The sequence below is a fragment of the Enterococcus sp. S22(2020) genome (assembly GCF_020295385.1).
Lineage (GTDB): Bacteria > Bacillota > Bacilli > Lactobacillales > Enterococcaceae > Enterococcus_L > Enterococcus_L dunnyi.
In genome coordinates this window covers 19,440-38,005 of the sequence record NZ_JACFUD010000008.1, presented here as the reverse complement: position 1 = coordinate 38,005, position 18,566 = coordinate 19,440, and the positions used below count along the sequence as shown (strand labels likewise).

General features: G+C 36.9%; 13 protein-coding genes and 3 pseudogenes. 9 read left to right on the top strand and 7 right to left on the bottom strand.

What is annotated here, in order from left to right; genetic code table 11:
* Nucleotides 1-75 precede the first annotated feature (75 nt).
* A complete protein-coding gene (locus tag H3T55_RS15020) occupies nt 76-1,461 on the bottom strand; it encodes a hypothetical protein (RefSeq protein WP_225535035.1) in 1,386 nt (461 codons plus the stop codon).
* A 296-nt stretch (nt 1,462-1,757) separates the two neighbouring features.
* Here H3T55_RS15020 and serC point away from each other — a divergent pair, with 296 nt between their 5' ends.
* The 6 genes from serC to hisJ all read left to right on the top strand — a co-directional run bounded on the left by serC (nt 1,758) and on the right by hisJ (nt 8,489).
* Nucleotides 1,758-2,849: a 3-phosphoserine/phosphohydroxythreonine transaminase gene (gene serC / locus H3T55_RS15015; RefSeq protein ID WP_225535036.1), complete on the top strand. Its 1,092-nt coding sequence runs from the start codon at nt 1,758-1,760 to the stop codon at nt 2,847-2,849.
* A complete protein-coding gene (locus H3T55_RS15010; RefSeq protein ID WP_225535037.1) occupies nt 2,850-4,037 on the top strand; it encodes a 3-phosphoglycerate dehydrogenase family protein in 1,188 nt (395 codons plus the stop codon).
* Complete coding sequence (locus tag H3T55_RS15005) at nt 4,037-5,275, top strand: DUF1015 domain-containing protein (RefSeq protein ID WP_225535038.1); 1,239 nt, start codon at nt 4,037-4,039, stop codon at nt 5,273-5,275. The genes H3T55_RS15010 and H3T55_RS15005 overlap by 1 nt, the downstream gene beginning before the upstream one ends.
* Before the next feature lie 87 nt (nt 5,276-5,362).
* Complete coding sequence (gene proB / locus H3T55_RS15000) at nt 5,363-6,157, top strand: glutamate 5-kinase (RefSeq protein ID WP_225535039.1); 795 nt, start codon at nt 5,363-5,365, stop codon at nt 6,155-6,157.
* Between the two features lie 19 nt (nt 6,158-6,176).
* On the top strand, nt 6,177-7,424 hold the full coding sequence (locus H3T55_RS14995) for a glutamate-5-semialdehyde dehydrogenase (RefSeq protein WP_225535040.1): 1,248 nt from the start codon (nt 6,177-6,179) through the stop codon (nt 7,422-7,424).
* Nucleotides 7,425-7,661: 237 nt separating this feature from the next.
* Nucleotides 7,662-8,489 (top strand): histidinol-phosphatase HisJ, encoded by an 828-nt coding sequence (gene hisJ, locus H3T55_RS14990; RefSeq protein ID WP_225535041.1) that lies wholly within the window; start codon nt 7,662-7,664, stop codon nt 8,487-8,489.
* 52 nt (nt 8,490-8,541) lie between these two features.
* Here hisJ and H3T55_RS14985 read toward each other — a convergent pair whose 3' ends face one another.
* Nucleotides 8,542-8,982, bottom strand: a complete 441-nt coding sequence (locus H3T55_RS14985; protein WP_225535042.1) for a MerR family transcriptional regulator — start codon at nt 8,980-8,982, stop codon at nt 8,542-8,544.
* 109 nt (nt 8,983-9,091) lie between these two features.
* On the opposite strand from H3T55_RS14985, the pseudogene H3T55_RS14980 reads away from it, so the two are divergent.
* Nucleotides 9,092-10,070, top strand: a pseudogene (locus tag H3T55_RS14980) (alpha/beta hydrolase).
* A gap of 111 nt (nt 10,071-10,181) precedes the next feature.
* Here H3T55_RS14980 and H3T55_RS14975 read toward each other — a convergent pair.
* Nucleotides 10,182-10,658 carry a hypothetical protein gene (locus H3T55_RS14975; protein ID WP_225535043.1) on the bottom strand — a complete coding sequence of 159 codons (477 nt, stop codon included), beginning with the start codon at nt 10,656-10,658 and terminating at the stop codon, nt 10,182-10,184.
* Nucleotides 10,659-10,952: 294 nt separating this feature from the next.
* Here H3T55_RS14975 and H3T55_RS14970 point away from each other — a divergent pair, with 294 nt between their 5' ends.
* The gene (locus H3T55_RS14970) at nt 10,953-13,592 is read left to right on the top strand and encodes a YfhO family protein (protein ID WP_225535044.1); all 2,640 of its coding nucleotides are present in this window, start codon (nt 10,953-10,955) and stop codon (nt 13,590-13,592) included.
* Nucleotides 13,593-13,691: 99 nt separating this feature from the next.
* Here the strand turns inward: H3T55_RS14970 and H3T55_RS14965 are convergent.
* From H3T55_RS14965 to H3T55_RS14955, 3 genes and pseudogenes are all read right to left on the bottom strand, one after another.
* Nucleotides 13,692-14,206: pseudogene (locus tag H3T55_RS14965) on the bottom strand (IS6 family transposase); the annotation flags it as partial.
* A gap of 71 nt (nt 14,207-14,277) precedes the next feature.
* Nucleotides 14,278-14,676 (bottom strand): hypothetical protein, encoded by a 399-nt coding sequence (locus H3T55_RS14960; RefSeq protein ID WP_225535045.1) that lies wholly within the window; start codon nt 14,674-14,676, stop codon nt 14,278-14,280.
* A gap of 19 nt (nt 14,677-14,695) precedes the next feature.
* Nucleotides 14,696-15,913, bottom strand: coding sequence for a hypothetical protein (locus H3T55_RS14955; RefSeq protein ID WP_225535046.1), 1,218 nt, complete (start codon nt 15,911-15,913; stop codon nt 14,696-14,698).
* Between the two features lie 179 nt (nt 15,914-16,092).
* Between H3T55_RS14955 and H3T55_RS14950 the strand changes: the two are divergent.
* Nucleotides 16,093-16,491 (top strand): annotated as a pseudogene (locus H3T55_RS14950) (IS6 family transposase); the annotation flags it as partial.
* Between the two features lie 86 nt (nt 16,492-16,577).
* Here the strand turns inward: H3T55_RS14950 and H3T55_RS14945 are convergent.
* Nucleotides 16,578-18,101: a flavocytochrome c gene (locus H3T55_RS14945; RefSeq protein ID WP_225535047.1), complete on the bottom strand. Its 1,524-nt coding sequence runs from the start codon at nt 18,099-18,101 to the stop codon at nt 16,578-16,580.
* Nucleotides 18,102-18,566 lie beyond the last annotated feature (465 nt).

Here is an 18,566-nt window from a genome sequence, read left to right as displayed (position 1 = left end):
ACCATATTCCCCATGCACCTAGGCTAGTTTTATAACATCTTTAATATTCTCACATGCTTTTTTACTGTTTTCACATCATTCAAGATGATTTTGTTCTATTTTTGTACCTGAATTGTCTTTGATTACAATAAATCCAATGATCAAAAAGAACAGCATGAGACCGATCAAGCTAATGACATGCACTGTTTCAACAAGATGAACAGCAGCCAAACTTGCCGTTCGATGTCCCGTGATTTGCAGTACTGTTTTTACTGGCAGTTCCTCTTGTCTAGCCAATATCCACATCAAACTCATCATCAACAGTTGATGTGTCACACTTCCTTTCGTTTGTGTACTGTATTTTGTGATGATCCGCTGATCTTGAGGCAGCATTTCATCTTGATAATAATTTCGATTCAAAAATGCACCTGTTGCATTGATCGTACAACTCAACAGAAAAATCCCTACTGGAAATAGCGTTGAAGATAAAAGAAACATCAACGACACTATATAGCTGCCTAAATGAACGATTTTTGGATCGACTGTAGAAAACAGACGGTACAAAAGTTTGATAAAAGCAGCTGCACCAATGATACCCAAAACATAGGGCAAATATAAATTTACTAATAAGCCGTTTGCTCCTAAGCGTAAAGCTACGTAAAGCGTCCCAAATAGCATCAAGAAATTCATACACATTCCATTAGCAAACGTCAACAGATTCAGCCATAACGGTAGTTTCCAAGCCTTTCTTTGACGATTCAAATACCATGCGGCAATCACAAACAACACTGAAAAGCCAATGATCCCAATATCTAAAAGCTGAGAATCAAAAAGTAAGCGTGCTGAGCGAATGAATAACAATAGAATAAAAAAGCTGATGAATAAAAAGAACTCTTTGACTGAAATGACTTGCTGGTCCACCTCATTAAAATCAATTTCATAATCTGGATAATGTCTCACTGCATAATAAGCAGATGCATAAAGTAAAACATACTCACCCAGAACTAAAGAAGTCCGCCATTCTCTAGTCAGCGTCAATGAAGCAACAATGCCGCCTAAAATCAATAAAATAAACACATATTTTCGAGCGATCGGTGTGGAATGCCCTTGATATTTCTCATGATAATTCACTGTTGTATTAGCGGCTGGAAGCCAAGAAGCACTAAGGCCAATCAGGACAGCTGCCAGCAAATAAGCTGGGAAATAAATCTGTCCTAGAACACCAATGAAACAACCTATCCCACCAATTAAAATAGAAATGATCAAAACATTAAAACTCGTCAGTGCCAACTTAAAGCTTTTCAATAGAAAAATTCCTGTCATCCGAAATGTATAAAATAGGACAAAGGGCAATGCCTTCTCCCACGTTAGTCCATCATTCAAATTCAAAAATAGAAAATAAGGGATAATAATAAGTGTATTTGCTAAAATAAACGGCGCTACTTGTACAGCACTAAGCGCGATTTCTTTTAATTTCGTCATGTTGCGTTCTCCTTTAAAACTGTTTGTATGTAGGTAGTCTACCACGTTCATCAGAAAAGTAAAATCAATGACGGAGCAAATTTACTCAGCTACTGATAGATACGTAAAAATAGAAGGTTTTCATTTTACTTTGACAGAAATTTTGGCTTTTTTTACTCCTTTTGAAAATATTTGTGAAAAAAATATCGAAACTTACTTTTTAATCTTTTTTTAATTTAAGCTTTCTGTTATAATGGTTTTCACATTTACTATACATAATAGTGAATGAAAGAGCATATTAAAGGAGAGATAGATGTATGAAAACTGTTTATAATTTTTCAGCTGGTCCCGCCGTTCTACCAAAAAGTGTTTTGGAAAAAGCCCAATCCGAATTGGTGAACTATGAAAACAGCGGTATGTCCGTAATGGAGTTGAGTCATCGTTCCTCCCTTTTTGAAGCTATTATTGAAGATGCTGAAACGTTACTCAGAGAATTGATGAATATTCCTGATAATTATAAAGTACTATTCTTGCAAGGTGGTGCTAGTACACAATTTACGATGGTTCCTTTAAACCTTGCGCAAAACAAGAAGGCCTTGTATGTCAATACAGGATCTTGGGCGAAAAAAGCGATCAGCGAGGCTAAGAAGATCGACAATGTAGCCGTAGAAGTGATCGCTTCTAGTGAAGACCAAAATTTCACTTATATCCCTGAAATCCGTAGAGAAGATATCCCGCAAGATGCTGCTTATGTGCACATCACAACGAATAATACGATTGAAGGAACAACGATTTATGATTTACCAGATACTGGTGATGTTCCTATTGTTGCCGACATGTCATCAAATATTTTATCTATCGATTACAATGTAGCTGATTTTGGCTTGATTTACGCTGGTGCACAAAAAAATATTGGTCCAGCTGGTCTGACAGTTGTGATCGTTCGTGAAGATCTGATCGGTCAGGCAGATGTCTTAAGCGCTATGTTAGATTATGATATTCATGCGAAAAATGGTTCTATGTACAATACACCGCCAACCTATAGTATTTATATGGCAAAACTAGTCTTCGAATGGATCAAAGCACAAGGCGGAGTTAGCGAAATGGAGAAACAAAATAAGGAAAAAGCCGCACTTTTATATGACGAGATCGAGGCATCTAGCCTATTTTCTTCTCCAGTTGTTAAAAAGGACCGCTCGATCAATAACATCCCATTTGTGACTGGAGACGAAGTTCTTGATAAAAAGTTCAATCAAGAAGCTTTGACAGCTGGATTTGAAAACCTCAAAGGACATCGTTCTGTCGGCGGTATGCGCGCTAGTCTTTATAACGCATTTCCCAAAGCAGGTGTTGAGGCCCTAGTTACATTCATGAAAAAATTTGAAGCAGAAAATGGAGGAACGAACTAAATGTATGATATTAGAACATTCAATGCCATTGCTCCAGTTGGGCTAGCCCGTTTTGATGAGCAAAACTTTACGATAAATCAAACTGAAACCCCTGCTGGTATCATCCTGCGTAGTCAAAAACTTCATGATTATGACTTTCCTGACTCTGTGCTAGCAGTTGCTCGAGCAGGTGCAGGCACCAACAACGTCCCTGTTAAACAATGTACAGAAGACGGAATCGTCGTCTTTAACACACCTGGCGCCAATGCCAATGCGGTAAAAGAGTTGGTCATCGCCTGCTTATTATTATCTGTTCGCCCGATTCTAAAAGGGGCAAACTGGGTCCAAACCTTAACAGGAGCAGACGCCGAAGAACAAGCAGAAGCTCAAAAAAAGCAATTTGCTGGAACTGAGCTTGAAGGGAAAAAATTAGGTGTGATCGGGTTAGGTGCTATTGGTGCCATGGTCGCTAATGACGCTTATCGTTTGGGGATGGAAGTAACCGGCTTTGATCCTTTCGTTTCTGTTGATACCGCGTGGAGTATTTCTCGACGGGTCAAACGAGCGCAAAGTATGGAAGAAGTATTAAAAACCTGTGATTTTATTACTATTCATGTTCCGTTATCAGAAAATACCCATCATTTGATCGGTAAAGAACAATTGAAGCAAATGAAAAAGACAGCCGTTCTTTTGAACTTTGCCCGTGGTGAGTTAGTTGAAACATCTGCGGTTCTTGATGCTATCGATCAAGGAGAAATCAGCAATTTTGTCACTGATTTCGCAGACGAACGTTTATTGAACAACGAAAACATTTTAGTTTTACCTCACTTAGGCGCTTCAACAGAAGAAGCAGAAGTTAATTGTGCTAAAATGGCGGCGCGAACATTGAAGAAATTTTTGGAAACAGGCAACATCAAACGTTCTGTCAACTTCCCAACGGTAGAAATGAGCTTCAACTCACCTTATCGTTTAACGATCATTCATAGAAATGTGCCAAATATGCTTGGTCAAATTTCAACCAGCATCGCTACATTAGATATCAATATCGACAATATGATCAATCGCAGCCGAGATGATTATGCATACACCATTCTTGATATTGCTGAAACAGATGAAGAAAAAATTGCAGCTGCGGCCGCAAAAATCCAATCATCAGAAAACATCATTCGTGTCAGAACCATCAAAAATACTGAGGCGGTGAGTTATTAATGGTCATGATCCATCCATTCAAAGGGATTCGTCCTTCGGAAAAATTTAGCGCACAAATCGCTACGCTGCCTTATGATGTTCTAAGCTCTCAAGAGGCAAGAGAACTGGGAAAAAACAATCCCTATTCTTATCTACACATTGATAAAGCTGAAATCGATTTGCCTGAAAGTTTGTCTCCTTATGATGATCAAGTCTATGCAAAAGCTGCCGACAACTTACAAGCCTTTTTACAAAAACAATGGCTTATACAAGATGATCAGCCACTCTTCTATCTTTATGAATTAACCATGAATGGTCGAGCACAAACAGGGCTTGTCGCTTGCACAGCAATCGCTGATTACACCGATGGAAAAATCAAAAAACATGAATTTACACGACCAGAAAAAGAGGTCGATCGCATCCGTCATATCGAAGCTTGTGATGCAAACACCAGCCCGATTTTTCTAACCTATCGCCGTAATCAAACGATTCAAGAATTGATGGACTTCTGGAAAAAAACACAAACACCAGTCTATGATTTTACTGGTTTCCACGATGTCATTCATCGAGTATGGCTGATCAATGATACCCATGTGATCGAGCAACTAGAAACAGCATTTGCTCAAGAAGTTCCTGCATTATATATTGCTGATGGTCACCATCGGACAGAGTCCGCAGTCAAAGTAGGACAAAAGAAAAAAGAAACACAACCTAACGCACCTGAAACAGCAGAGTTCAACTATTTTTTATCAGTGATTTTTCCAAAAGAAGAACTCGAGATTCTAGACTACAATCGAATTTTGAACGTTCCGATCGAAGCTGATTTCTTTACGCGTTTAGAAAAGATATTCACAGTAGAAAAAGTTGAAACAGGTAAACCTGATCAACCAAAAACATTTGGCATGTATATAGCTGGACAATGGTATCAATTAACAGCTAAAAACAGCATCTTGTCAGACGATCCAGTAGATGGATTAGATGTTTCTCTACTTCAAAATCACGTATTCGCCGATATTTTCGGGATTCAGGATATCCGAACAGATAAACGAATCGATTTTGTTGGAGGCATTCGCGGAATGAAGGAATTGGAACAAGCGGTAGATAGTGGTGAATGGACAGTTGCTTTTTCAGTTTATCCGACAACGATGGATGACTTGCTGAATGTGGCAGATGCTGGAAAAATCATGCCGCCAAAATCAACTTGGTTTGAACCAAAATTATTAAGCGGATTATTTGTTCATGATTTAGAGACAAAATGAGCAGAAAGCTGTAAAATAGAATTAATTTAGATGTTGAGACAAGACGAACTGTTTTGTCTCTTCATTAGTATCTATGTGAGGTCAATCATGCGAAAACAATTAAAAGAAGCAAAACGAATCGTGATCAAAGTCGGAACAAGCACTTTGATCTACCCAAATGGAAATATCAATTTAAGTGCCATCGACCAACTGGCGTTTACCTTGACTGATTTACAGAATCAAGGGAAAGAAATCATCTTGGTTTCCTCTGGTGCCATCGGAGTCGGCTTAAATAAATTGAATATGGACAAGCGTCCTCCTACCATCCCGGAACAACAAGCGGTAGCTGCTGTAGGACAGGCTGAACTGATGAACATTTACAACCAACGTTTTTTAACATATAGTCAGCAAATTGCTCAACTATTATTGACACGAGATGTCATTGAATTTCCAGAAAGCCGCCAAAATGTGATCAATACGATGGAACAATTGCTTAAAATGAATATCATTCCAGTCATCAACGAAAATGACACTGTGGCAATCGATGAATTAGATCATTTAACTAAATTCGGAGATAATGACCAGCTCTCAGCTATCGTTGCACAACTCATTCAAGCAGATGCCCTGATCATGTTATCAGATATTGATGGTTTCTTTTCTGACAATCCAAATACGAACAAAGAAGCCACACTTTTTTCAGAGATCAACGAAATCAACGAGGAACTTCTAGAATTGGCAGGCGGTAAAGGCAGCCGTTTTGGTACCGGAGGCATGTACAGTAAATTGAAAGCTGCTGAACGAATCCTTGAACACAATGGTGCGATGATTTTAGCAAATGGCAAACAACCCAAAATAATTTTTGATATTTTAGACGGTGAAATGATCGGCACATTATTTATTTAGTTTGAAAGGAGATTGCTTTATGACTGACCTAAATATATTAGGAAAACAAGCAAAAGAAACAGCTTATCAGCTCAGCTTGATGGACACAAAAGTAAAAAATGAATTATTGCTGCATATGGCGGATGAACTAGAAAAAAATACTGACATCATTTTGACTGAAAATCAAAAAGATTTGCTTCAAGCCAAAGATAACGGTATCACCGATACCATGTTGGATCGCTTACGTTTGACTAGTGACCGGATCAAAGAAATGGCAGAAGGCATTCGCCAAGTTGGCACTTTACCTGACCCGATCGGAGAAGTCGAGAAAATGTGGAAAAATGAAGATGGCCTGATGATCGGAAAGCAACGGGTTCCATTGGGCGTTATCGGAATCATCTATGAATCTCGGCCAAATGTCACAACAGATGCTGCCAGTCTATGCTTTAAAACGGGTAATGCTGTTATTTTGCGTGGAGGTAAAGAAGCGTTCCACTCAAATAAAATTCTAGTCGAAGTATTACAACATGCGCTAAAACAAAAAAATGCTTCTCCTTTTGCGATCCAATTTGTTGATGATACTTCTCGTGAGACAGCACAGCAATTGATGAAGTTAAATGACTATCTTGACGTGTTGATTCCTCGCGGCGGTGCCAACCTGATCAAAACTGTCTTAACAACAGCTACTGTTCCTGTGATCGAAACTGGTACAGGGAACTGTCACGTTTATATCGACAAAGATGCGCAACTAAAAATGGCAACAGATATCATCGTCAATGCCAAATGTCAGCGCCCTTCTGTTTGTAATGCTGCAGAAACGTTGTTGATCCATCAGGATATCGCTGCTGAATTTTTACCAGTGATCGAAAAAGCGCTAGCTGAATATGAGGTTGAACTACGTGCGGATGAACGAGCAGGAGCGATTTTTTCCCGTTCCGTTCCTGCAACGGAAGCCGATTGGGAAACAGAGTTCAATGACTACATCTTAGCTGTCAAAGTCGTGGATTCTTTAGAAGAAGCCATCCAGCATATCAATCATTACAATACAAAACATTCTGAAAGTATTGTTAGTGATAATTATTTTGCGACACAGCAATTTTTGAAGCAAGTGGATGCTGCTGCAGTCTACGCAAATGCCTCAACTCGTTTTACAGATGGCTTTGTTTTCGGCTTTGGGGCAGAAATCGGGATCAGCACTCAAAAACTGCACGCTAGAGGACCAATGGGCTTAGCTGAGTTGACCTCTACTAAATATATCGTTTATGGTGATGGTCAATATCGCAAGTAAGGATTTACGCATATCTGAGTAAGAAAAGAGTGCCAGACAAACCTAAACATCTATTTTGTTTCGCACTCTAATTCCGAATAAATGGTGAGAAAAAAGCAGCTACTACGCTTCGGCCACATTAGCTAACACATAAAATTTCAAGTGATGATCACTACGTTTGGAAGGCTTCTTATTTCTCGAATCTAAACGCTTTTGTCTCAACCTCTTATTTAACAAATGATCAAGGAGGATTTTTTCATGAAACGAGATGGACATACACATACTGAATTTTGCCCTCATGGCAATGTCGAGGATACAGAATCGTTGATTCGCAGAGCTATCCAATTGGGATTCAAAGAATATAGCATCACTGAACATGCTCCTTTGCCTCCAAGCATACAGGAAAAAGCAGCTGGAGATCCTTTAGTGTGGACAACTGCTTCAATGGCTCTTAACGATGTGGATAACTATTTTAAGAAGATGAATTTATTGAAGAAAAAATATGCCTCTGATATTCTTATCCACATTGGTTTTGAACTAGATTATTTTTCTGATTATCAGGACTGGACAAAAGACTTTTTAACAGAGTACGGTCCCCTAACAGATGATGGTGTTTTATCTGTTCACTTTCTTGAAGGCAAGAGTGGGCTGCGCGGAATCGACTATTCTTTCGAGGAATATAGAGATGGTATTGTAGAACACTTGGGCAGCTTTGAACAGGCGCAAACTCTTTATTATCAAACAGTTTTAGCCTCCTTAGAAGCAGATTTAGGACAATGGAAGCCTACGCGTTTAGGACATATCTCTCTATGCCAAAAGTTCCAAAATTTCTTTGATGAAGCAACGGACTATTCTTTAGAAAACCAAGCACTTGTCCACACCCTTTTGTCCCGAGTGAAGCAAGAAAATTACAGCCTTGATTTAAACACTGCGGGTTTTTATAAACAAGGTTATCAACAGAGTTATCCACAGGTGTGGATAATTAAAAAAGCCCTTGAACTAGGTATTCCTTTGGTTTACGGATCTGATACCCATGCTTTAACAGATATAGGTCGTAGTTATTCCGATGTGGAAAACTTTCTTTAAAAAGTAAACAGCATTTTCTGTATGGAAACAGAAAATGCTGTTTTTATTTTGATTAGATAGCATGTGCACTATCATAATGTTCTTGAATTTCTTCAGGTAATTGATCCGGCAGCATTGTTGCTATGCGCATTTCATCTCCATCTTCAATAGCTATATCATAATACCAGCATTTGTATTTAAGCATATCCAGTACTTTTTCTAATTTTTCTATTTCATTTTCAACTACTACACGCTGCTTCTCAAACAGCTCTTTCCGTTGGGCATACGTTTGACTGCCTTGAGTACTCCAATCCATGAATTTTTTGATATCTTTTATTTCTAAACCTGATTTTTTTAAGCATTCGATGACCCTTAATGCTTCTATTTCATTTTCTGAAAACCGTCTTGCACCAGACACTCTTTGCATATTAGGGAATAGACCTTCTTTATCATAGTATCGTAACGTCGATATTGGTAAATGAAACATTTCTGACACCTGTCCGATCGTAAACATCATTTTTCCTCCGTTTTTCATTTTATCCCTTGACCTAAAGTCAAGTTTAGGTTTTATCATTTTAATATACAGAAAAATCACTGTCAAATACAGTCAAAGGAGAAATGATATGATGGAACATTTAACAATGACACAAAGCTGGGACAAAGTTTTTCCGAAAAGTGATACGGTCGATCACCGAAAAGTAACTTTCCATACGCGATATGGGTTAACCTTGGCTGCAGATCTTTACGAGCCCAAAAACTCCACTGGTAAATTAGCTGCGATCGCTGTTGCTGGACCGTTTGGAGCAGTTAAGGAGCAATCGTCAGGATTATACGCACAAACAATGGCTGAAAAAGGGTTTTTGACCCTTGCGTTTTATCCGTCTTTTACAGGTGAAAGTAGTGAGTAGTGGTCAGCCCCGCTACGTTGCTTCTCCTGATATCAACACAGAAGACTTTCAAGCAGCAGTCGATTTTCTTTCTACACTAGACCATGTCGATCCGGAAAAAATCGGTATCCTTGGAATCTGCGGCTGGGGCGGTATGGCATTGAATGCAGCTGCCATCGATACACGAATCAAAGCGACTGTTACCGCGACAATGTACGATATGTCCCGTGTAAATGCCAATGGCTACTTTGATGCGATGAATGAAGATGCCCGATATGATCTACGTAAAAATTTAAATGCACAACGAATAATAGATTACAAAAATGGATCTTATGCAAGAGCCGGCGGCGTGATCGATCCGCTTCCTGAAGATGCGCCATACTTTGTCAAAGACTATCATGACTATTATAAAACTGCTCGCGGCTATCACGAACGATCCCTCAACTCAACGGACGGCTGGAATGTCACTTCATCGCTTTCTTTTATGAACATGCCTCTTTTGCAGTATAGTAATGAAATTCGCAGTGCTGTTTTAATGATTCATGGTGAAAAGGCCCACTCTCTCTATTTCAGTCAAGATGCGTTTAAACGATTAACTGGTAAAAACAAAGAGCTGCTGATTCTACCAAATGCATCACACACAGACTTGTATGACCAGTTGGAGATCATTCCATTTGAGAAAATTTCAGCTTTTTTTGAGAAGCACTTTGATTAAACGTTTATAAAAAATGATAAAAGAGGAAGATATTACTCTGCAAGTTTTATCTCCCTCTCTTTATTCTATTTAGGTATTCCTTTCACAACAACTAGCTCCTAAAGACGATCTTTAGTTGCCTTTCTTTATAGCCAAATACTTTTCACGTGCTTCTTTTGATTCTTCTTTCATCGTTGGATAAGCTTTTTTTATATCATTTGCGGTAATGAAAAAGAAAATAATGGCTATAACTTCAATCGGAAAGACTGTTAATCCAATTAATATTAAAGATGCATCACCTGTTCCACCCATTGCAAGTTCTGACATCATTACGATCGCCAAGATAAGACCAACTATTTCTGCAACATACATCAATATCGGTGCGATATACTTTTTTTTGGATACCAACTTTAATTTACTTACGCCAACATGAGCCAAAATAGTAAACGCAAGTATGATCGTGCCTACCGATTTTATATTTATTCCTAAAAAAGATAACACGAATACTACTATGATAATTAGAGGGATCGAAATATAATAACCGTATATTTGATAAGGTTTCATTTTCTCTTTCATCTCTTGCTTTGCATTCCTCAACTCTTCCTTCAATGTTTCTAGCTCCTTTGATTTTATTAGGATCAATCATTTAATCCTGCCTTTTAGTATAGAATTCTTTAAGCTATTATTTTATCATATAAAAAACAGTTGTTCTTATCTATTTATTAGGGAAAATCCTAATTTTTTGACGTTAATTATTTTTAATCGTTAGGAGATTTTCTGCTACAGTTAGACAAAGCACTAACAAACGTTTAAATTTTTTTAGATTTTCTACCTCAAGCAATCAATTTTTCTAGGGATATGCTACACTATAGTTAGTCTATTTATTACGTTGTGAGGTCGATTATGAGGAAAAAAATTCGTGCATTTACCAAAGAAAACTGGCCATATATGACCGCCAGCTTTTTCATTCCTTTTTTTGTAATGGTCATTGTTTATTTAAGTCTTGGTATCTATCCAGGGAGCAGCCGCAGTGTGATGGCGAGTGACTCCTTTTCACAATTTTCTAATTTTCATGCAAGCTTCAATAATGTTCTTCATGGAAAACAAAGTATTTTTTATACATGGAATGCTTCTCTGGGTCTAAATTATCTTTCTTTGATTTCTTATTACCTTGGCGGACTTTTTACACCCCTTGTATTACTTTTTAAAAATCAAAATATTCCTGATGCACTCTATCTGATTACCTTACTAAAAATTGGATCAGCGGGTCTGTCTTTTTGGGTCTTTGCAAGAAATACCTATAAGATGCCAAAATGGGGCCATGTCATGCTTAGTGTCCCTTATGCACTGATGTCATTTGCCACTGCTCATTCTGAGATCATCATGTGGCTGGATGCCTTTACCTATTTACCGTTGGTCGTATTGGGGATTCATCGATTGATGGATAAACAAAAACCAACATTGTTATTCGTCAGCTATTTGCTATTGTTCATCTCTAATTTTTACATGGGCTTTATGATCGGTGTCTTTTCATTCCTTTATTTCATTGCTCGAACATTGACCAATTGGACGCTATACAAAAAAAGGATCGTTTCTTATGGGTTGACCTCTTTACTAGCAGGCGGCGCATCGATGATTTTAGTCCTACCAGCTGTCCTTGATTTAAGAGCAAATGGGGAAACCTTGTCTCAAGTGACTCAATTCAAAACAGAAGCAACTGCTTTTTGGGATATTGTCATGAAAAATATGATTGGTGTCTATGACACGACTAAATATGGCTCGATCCCTTTCATTTATATTGGTTTACTTCCGTTGATTTTCTGTGTCTTTTATTTTGTCACAAAAGAAATTCCTTGGAAAAATAAAGTGCTGTTTGGTAGTTTATTCGTTATTTTGATCGCTAGTTTTTACATTACACCACTGAATTTATTTTGGCATGGGATGCATGCGCCGAATATGTTTTTATTCCGCTACAGCTTCTTATTTTCTTTTCTGGTGGTGCTTCTAGCTGGATATGGCTTTGAGAAATTCAAACAGGATGATTTAGGTTTGCTGGCAGGAACGACGATTATTTTGATCGCTATCTTTGCTTTAGCAGAAGGTACAAAAAGCGCAACAAGCTATGACTATATTCCGATCACCACGTTTATCTTGACGGTCGTATTTTTACTTTTATATTTAGCTGGGATCGTTTTTTACCAATTGAAAAAAATTCCGATGAACTATCTGATCATCTTATTACTATTATTGGTATCAACCGAAGCATTTATCAATACAAATGCCATGTTAAACGGTATTTTGGAGGATTGGAACTATGCTTCCCGCAGCTTGTATAGTGAGCCGTATCCGTCACTCAAGCAGCTAGTCGATAAAACAAAAAAAGACAATGATTCCTTCTATCGTCTGGAAAACCTGAACCCTGTTTCATCGAATGATAGTATCAATTACGGCTATAGTGGTGTCAGCCTGTTTTCTTCAATAAGAAATCGTCATTCCTCTTCTTATTTGAATGACCTAGGTTTTAGAGCAAGGGGAACCGCGCTGAACATTCGTTATCCGAACAACACACTGTTGATGGATTCATTAGTCGGGATCAAATACAACATTTCTGAAAGTGATCCTTTGAAATTCGGCTTTTCCCCAATGGATAAAGCTGGAAAATTCTCATTATATGAAAATAGCAATGCACTGCCTTTAGGCTTTTTAGCTGACAAAGACATTTATTCTGTAAAACAGCCAGCCAATGACAATTTAAGTAGTCAAACTAATTTATTCAACGCATTAGCTGACCAGAAACAAAACTATTTTACATTTTATCAACCAACGATCCTCAATAAAAACAATGTGAAGATCGAACAAAACGGAACATCTGTAACTTACCGAGAGGTTCAAAATAACGTCGCTAAAGATATTACATGGACGGTCGATGTACCAGCAAACACACAAGCATATCTTAGCCTGTTCCCAACAGACTTTGCTCAGCTTGAAAGCTCAACAGCAACTATGTCGGTAAATGGGACAAGTCAAAAATCTCAAATCAACATTACTGGACAATACTATAATCTAGGATATTATGACACTCCTACAACGGTCACATTCACGGTCAGTTTCTACGGTACAACAGCCGTGAGCTTTATGGAGCCAAAAGTGGTTGGAATGGATACCAAGGCCTTTGAACAATCTGTTCAGGCGATTCAAGATAAAGGTGCTGATCTATCTGCTAAAGGCCGTAAGGCAACTGGAACGGTCACCGCAGATAAAGACCAAGTGCTTTTAACAACGATTCCATATGATAAAGGCTGGAAGGCTTATGTCGATGGCAAAAAAGTTCCTGTAAAAGCATTTAAAAAAGCCTTTGTAAGTATTCCTGTAACAAAAGGTGAACACACGATCAAATTCGTTTATTTGCCGGAAGGCTTTATCCTTGGTACAGTTTTATTCGTTACCTGTATTGGTGGTTTTGTATTTTATGTACGCGTGATCAATAAGCCTAAGCTGGCTTTGGTCAAACCTCGGAAACGGAAACGGAAGAGAAAATTTTAAGTATCACTTACATCACTCAATTCATCCTGCTTTATTAAATAGCTAGGTTCTGTTACAAAGCTTGAAAAAACAAAAACATTTCTCCAATGTTTCCTACTATTAAACTAGAACGCTCATTAAATCATTCATTTCATGAATCACTGAAAAGTCAAAGAGATTTCCCTCTCTTTGGCTTTTTTATATAAGGCATGTATGATTTCAATTTCTTTAATCGTTGAAGAGGCAGTCCTTATAGACTGATATAATTTATGTCTTTTCTTTATGGAACGATGATCTTGTTCAATGATATTATTGAAGTATTTATTCATTTGATGTTCGGTTTTAGCAAATAACCCCTCAGATTTAAGTCGACTAAACGCACTGCTTAGTGAAGGTGCTTTATCGGTAACAAGAACCCAAAGTTCACCAAATTGTTTGATTAATCGTTTAAAGAAAGCATAGGCGCTCTGTTTATGATGATTCTTTCGCAACCAACTATCTAATGTTAACCCAGAAGAATCAACTGCACGATACAAATAATGCCACTTTCCTTTTACTTTAATGTATGTTTCGCCCATTCTCCAAGAGCCGCCAACAGATTTATTTCTTTTCTTCCATAAATAATAAATAACCTGGAACAATAGAAATGCCAAAAGAATAATCCATCTTAATTTTCTCCGATGAACTATTCTTCTGGCATCATTTATTATTTATCCTTTATCACTAACTGGCTACTATCAATCATGGTTAATGTATAAATTCCATTAGTTATTGCAATATTTGTGTAAGAAACTTGTATCTTATCTCCAATTCCTATTTTGTTCTGAATATCTTCATAAGTACCTTCAAATGGTATAAAAACATATATTTTACTTGATCGCGGAATATCTAAGCTATCAGAATTTTGTGTAGAACTTGCTTCTTCAATTGTTGTAATTACAAAAGACTCACTTCTTATTTCTTTAACATATCCAATTAAATGATTTATATGTGCAGAGTTTTCTCCGGAGCTATCGTTCAAGTTTTCCTCATCCTTTTTGTTAACACAACCTACTGTGATAAAGCAGAGTACTAAAAATAGAATATTTATTTTTAATAGTCTCATGAAATACTCCTTTACTTATTTAAATTGTTTGAATTCCTGACCAAATAATACCATATGTGTCTAAAAAGTTTCCTGGTATATAATTTACATACTTTGCAGCTGCAAACCATCCATCAGCTACTACTAAATAATTAGCTTGTTTAGACGACATATAGCCTTCAACTGCCACTGCATGACCTGTTCTTTCTTTAGTATTAGCTTTTATAATCCCATAAGCAAAAATAGCTGGCTTTTTATTGTCAATCGCTGATTTAAACTGTCCAAAACTAGGTGAAGAAATATTTTGATATGAAATATTTTTTTTCTTCTCTTTAGCAAACTGAACAAACCCAGCACCAATGTTTCCATTATTTGTAGAACCATATTTAATGCCATTCTGAACCTTATATTGTGTTGTTTTTGCATATTTCCAAAGTTTAGGGTAGGCAACTTTAGTATTATGTTCCAAATTCGTTCCTTTAGCCAAAATATCCATTGCAGAAACTGCACAGCCCCAAATGCCCGTTTGGCTTTCAACTTCACTCTCAATACTAGGAATGAACTGTCTCCAGCTTCTAAATTGAATATTAGTTAGCCCTCTAGCTGTTTCTCTCAATAATACTTTATCTTGGCTATCATATTTACTAGTAGACACCAATTGATTCAATTCAGAATCTGTTACAAATTCTGAATTTGTTACTGTAACATCTTCAGCGCTCTCTTCCATTTCAATGACTTCTTGTTCTGTTGTCAAAATTTCATTATCTGAAGTAACTGTAACAGTATCATTAACTTCTACAGAATACTTTAAGGGCTCAACTTCAATAACTTTTACATCCTTATTTTCAACATTTGAGTTAACATCCACTCCCTTTGCTTCTGCCATTTCAACTGTTTTGTCTACAATATCACCAACATTTTCATCTATTGAACATTCCATTAGGTATCCAGGTACTCGGAAATCATATACGGAATAACCATACGGTGTTTCCTCTGACTTATAGCTAACAACAAATCCAATAGCAGATTCATTTTTATCATAAAGTTTTGTGATATCAGCAATAGTAACCTTTACCTCTGGCTTGATTACTTTTGCTAATTCTAAAGCAAGATTGGAAACTGTTTCTTCATTGACTTCCACCAATTCATTTTCAGTGGGTGAACTAGTTTCAGCTAAAACTGTTTGTCCCCCAAACGATAATGATGAAAAAAGTAAAACTGCAACTGACAATTTAGTAAACATACTTTTTAGTTCCATTTTACTCCTCCTTTTCTAATTAGAATCTAATCATATCAATAAAACTAATCGATGTAAACATTTCTTTCCAAAAAGAATTTAATTGTTATTAAAATATATTATTTTTTTCTTTTGAAAAATTTGATTTTCTCGTTTGTCTAGTGTGAAATGGAAAAAAACAATAAATAAGGCGACCAACTATGCCCCATTTTAAAGGTAAACAATTCAAGCAAGATATCATCCTTGTAGCTGTGGGCTATTACTTAAGATATAATTTAGGTTATCGTAATGTTTCAGAAATCCTGAATGAGCGTGGAATCAATGTTTGCCACACGACTATTTATCGATGAGTACAGGAATACAGTCAGGTTATCTATTATTTATGGAAGAAAAGAAATAAATCTGTTGGCGGCTCTTGGAGAATGGGCGAAACATACATTAAAGTAAAAGGAAAGTGGCATTATTTGTATCGTGCAGTTGATTCTTCTGGGTTAACATTAGATAGTTGGTTGCGAAAGAATCATCATAAACAGAGCGCCTATGCTTTCTTTAAACGATTAATCAAACAATTTGGTGAACCTTGGGTTCTTGCTTCCGAGATTTCTTCCGTCTAACCGCAAACAAAAAAGAGCTGGTTTGATTACCAGCTCTTTTCAATACAACAATTATTTTGTTTAGTCTAGTTTTATTTAGTATCTTCAGCAAATTTCGCTGATTGTGTACCTGCTTGACGTCCAAACACTATAATATCTGCAACAGCATTCCCGCCAATTCTATTTTGCCCATGAATTCCACCAGTAACTTCACCAGCAGCATATAATCCATTGATCACAGAACCATCTTCTTTTTCGACTTGCGTATCTGTATTGATTTTCACGCCACCCATCGTATGATGGATCCCTGGTGCAATTTTAATTGCATAAAATGGCCCTTTTGTTAAATCATAATCCATTGCTGTTTTACGTTCAAATGCAGTATCAGATTGACTTTCTACTGACTTGTTCCATGTATTCACTGTATTTTCTAAAGTCTTAGCATCTACATCGATTTTTCCAGCTAATTCCTCAATTGTTTTGCCTTCAATGACTACGCCTTGCTCTTTATAAAAATCAACTTGTTTTGCACGTTTTGCCAATTCTGAGTCAAATATCAAATAAGCATAGTGCTCTGGAAGTGCAGTGATTGCAGACGAAACATTATCACGTGTTTCAAGTTCATTGTAGAAACGCTCGCCTTGCTGATTTACAAGAATAGCACCTTCACCACGTACTGTTTCGCTAATAAGCATACCTGTTTCTTGAACAACGGTTGGATGCACTTGAATTTGCTCCATATCGACAACTGCGCCGCCAAGCGACTCGATCATTTTGATACCGTCTCCTGTGCTTCCTTCTGAATTCGTGCTGACATATCCTTTTAAATCTGGACGATATTTTTCGATCATTTCTTCATTGGCACCAAAACCACCTGTTGTCACAACAACTGCTTTTCCTGAGATGACTTTCTCTTCCCCATTCACTTTAGCAGTTACTCCGTTCACTTGACCGTTCTTTTCATTTATTTTTACCACATCAGTGTTTACAAATAAAGGTATTTCTTTTTCATGAATATTTTTAATCAAGCCATCTACTAAATAAGTGCCGACTGCGCCGCCATCGTGTGGTCTGTGAATACGCTTCTGACTGGCACCGCCACTATAACTAATGTTGTCTAGAGTAATTCCCATAGAATCCAGCCAATCAATAGCAGAAGCAGAATGATCTACTAAATAATGTAGTAGCTCTTGATCATTAGTGCCTTTTCCACCTTTTAACGTATCATCAAAAAATGATTGATTACTATCTTCGATTTTTTGTTCTTTTTGAAATTTTGTCTCTGAAGCATTCATTCCGCCTGAAGACTTCAGTGTATTGCCGCCTGCAACTGGTAATTTTTCAAGAATGACTGGATTCATACCAGCATCTTTTGCAGACAACGCTGCTGCCATACCCGCACCACCAGCGCCGACAATAACAACATCATATTCGTCTTTTAATTTTGATGGGTCTGTGTATTCTTGTGCAGAAGCCCCAGAATTCGCTTCAATAGAACTTCCTGTGCTCTTTTCTGTGCTTGATTTACTTGTTGAAGAACTATCTCCTCCACATGCACTCAATGCTAGAACCATTGTTAACCCCACAAAAACAGATTTCATTTTGTTTTTTTTCATGATTATCCTCCTAAATCAATTACAGCTATTCGCTTGAGAAACAGTGAACAAGTATATTTAAAATAAAATATCCCTTTTTACTCAATACCATTTATCAAATAAAAAATTTGTTCATCATTTCACTATTTATATTAAGTCATTTAATAACATAAATCAATGCTTTTATCATAAAAATAAGATCATTCTAAGCGATTAAAAATCTCTTAGAAAGTTAAATTTTATCAAAAGAAAACTATTTCAATCTACTTTATAAATCAATCGAAAAACAAACTAAAATTTTTATTTTATATGTATAAAATATGAAAGTGTGTCCTTAGACCGTCATCTTCTTAATAAGAATTAGTGATTCAATGAACTATTAGTGCACATCATTTCACTATTCTTAAATCTTTAGAAACTATTTTCCCATTGACATTCTAGTTCACTTCAATGTTATCATTTTGGCATAGGAGAACAGGAGGTCTT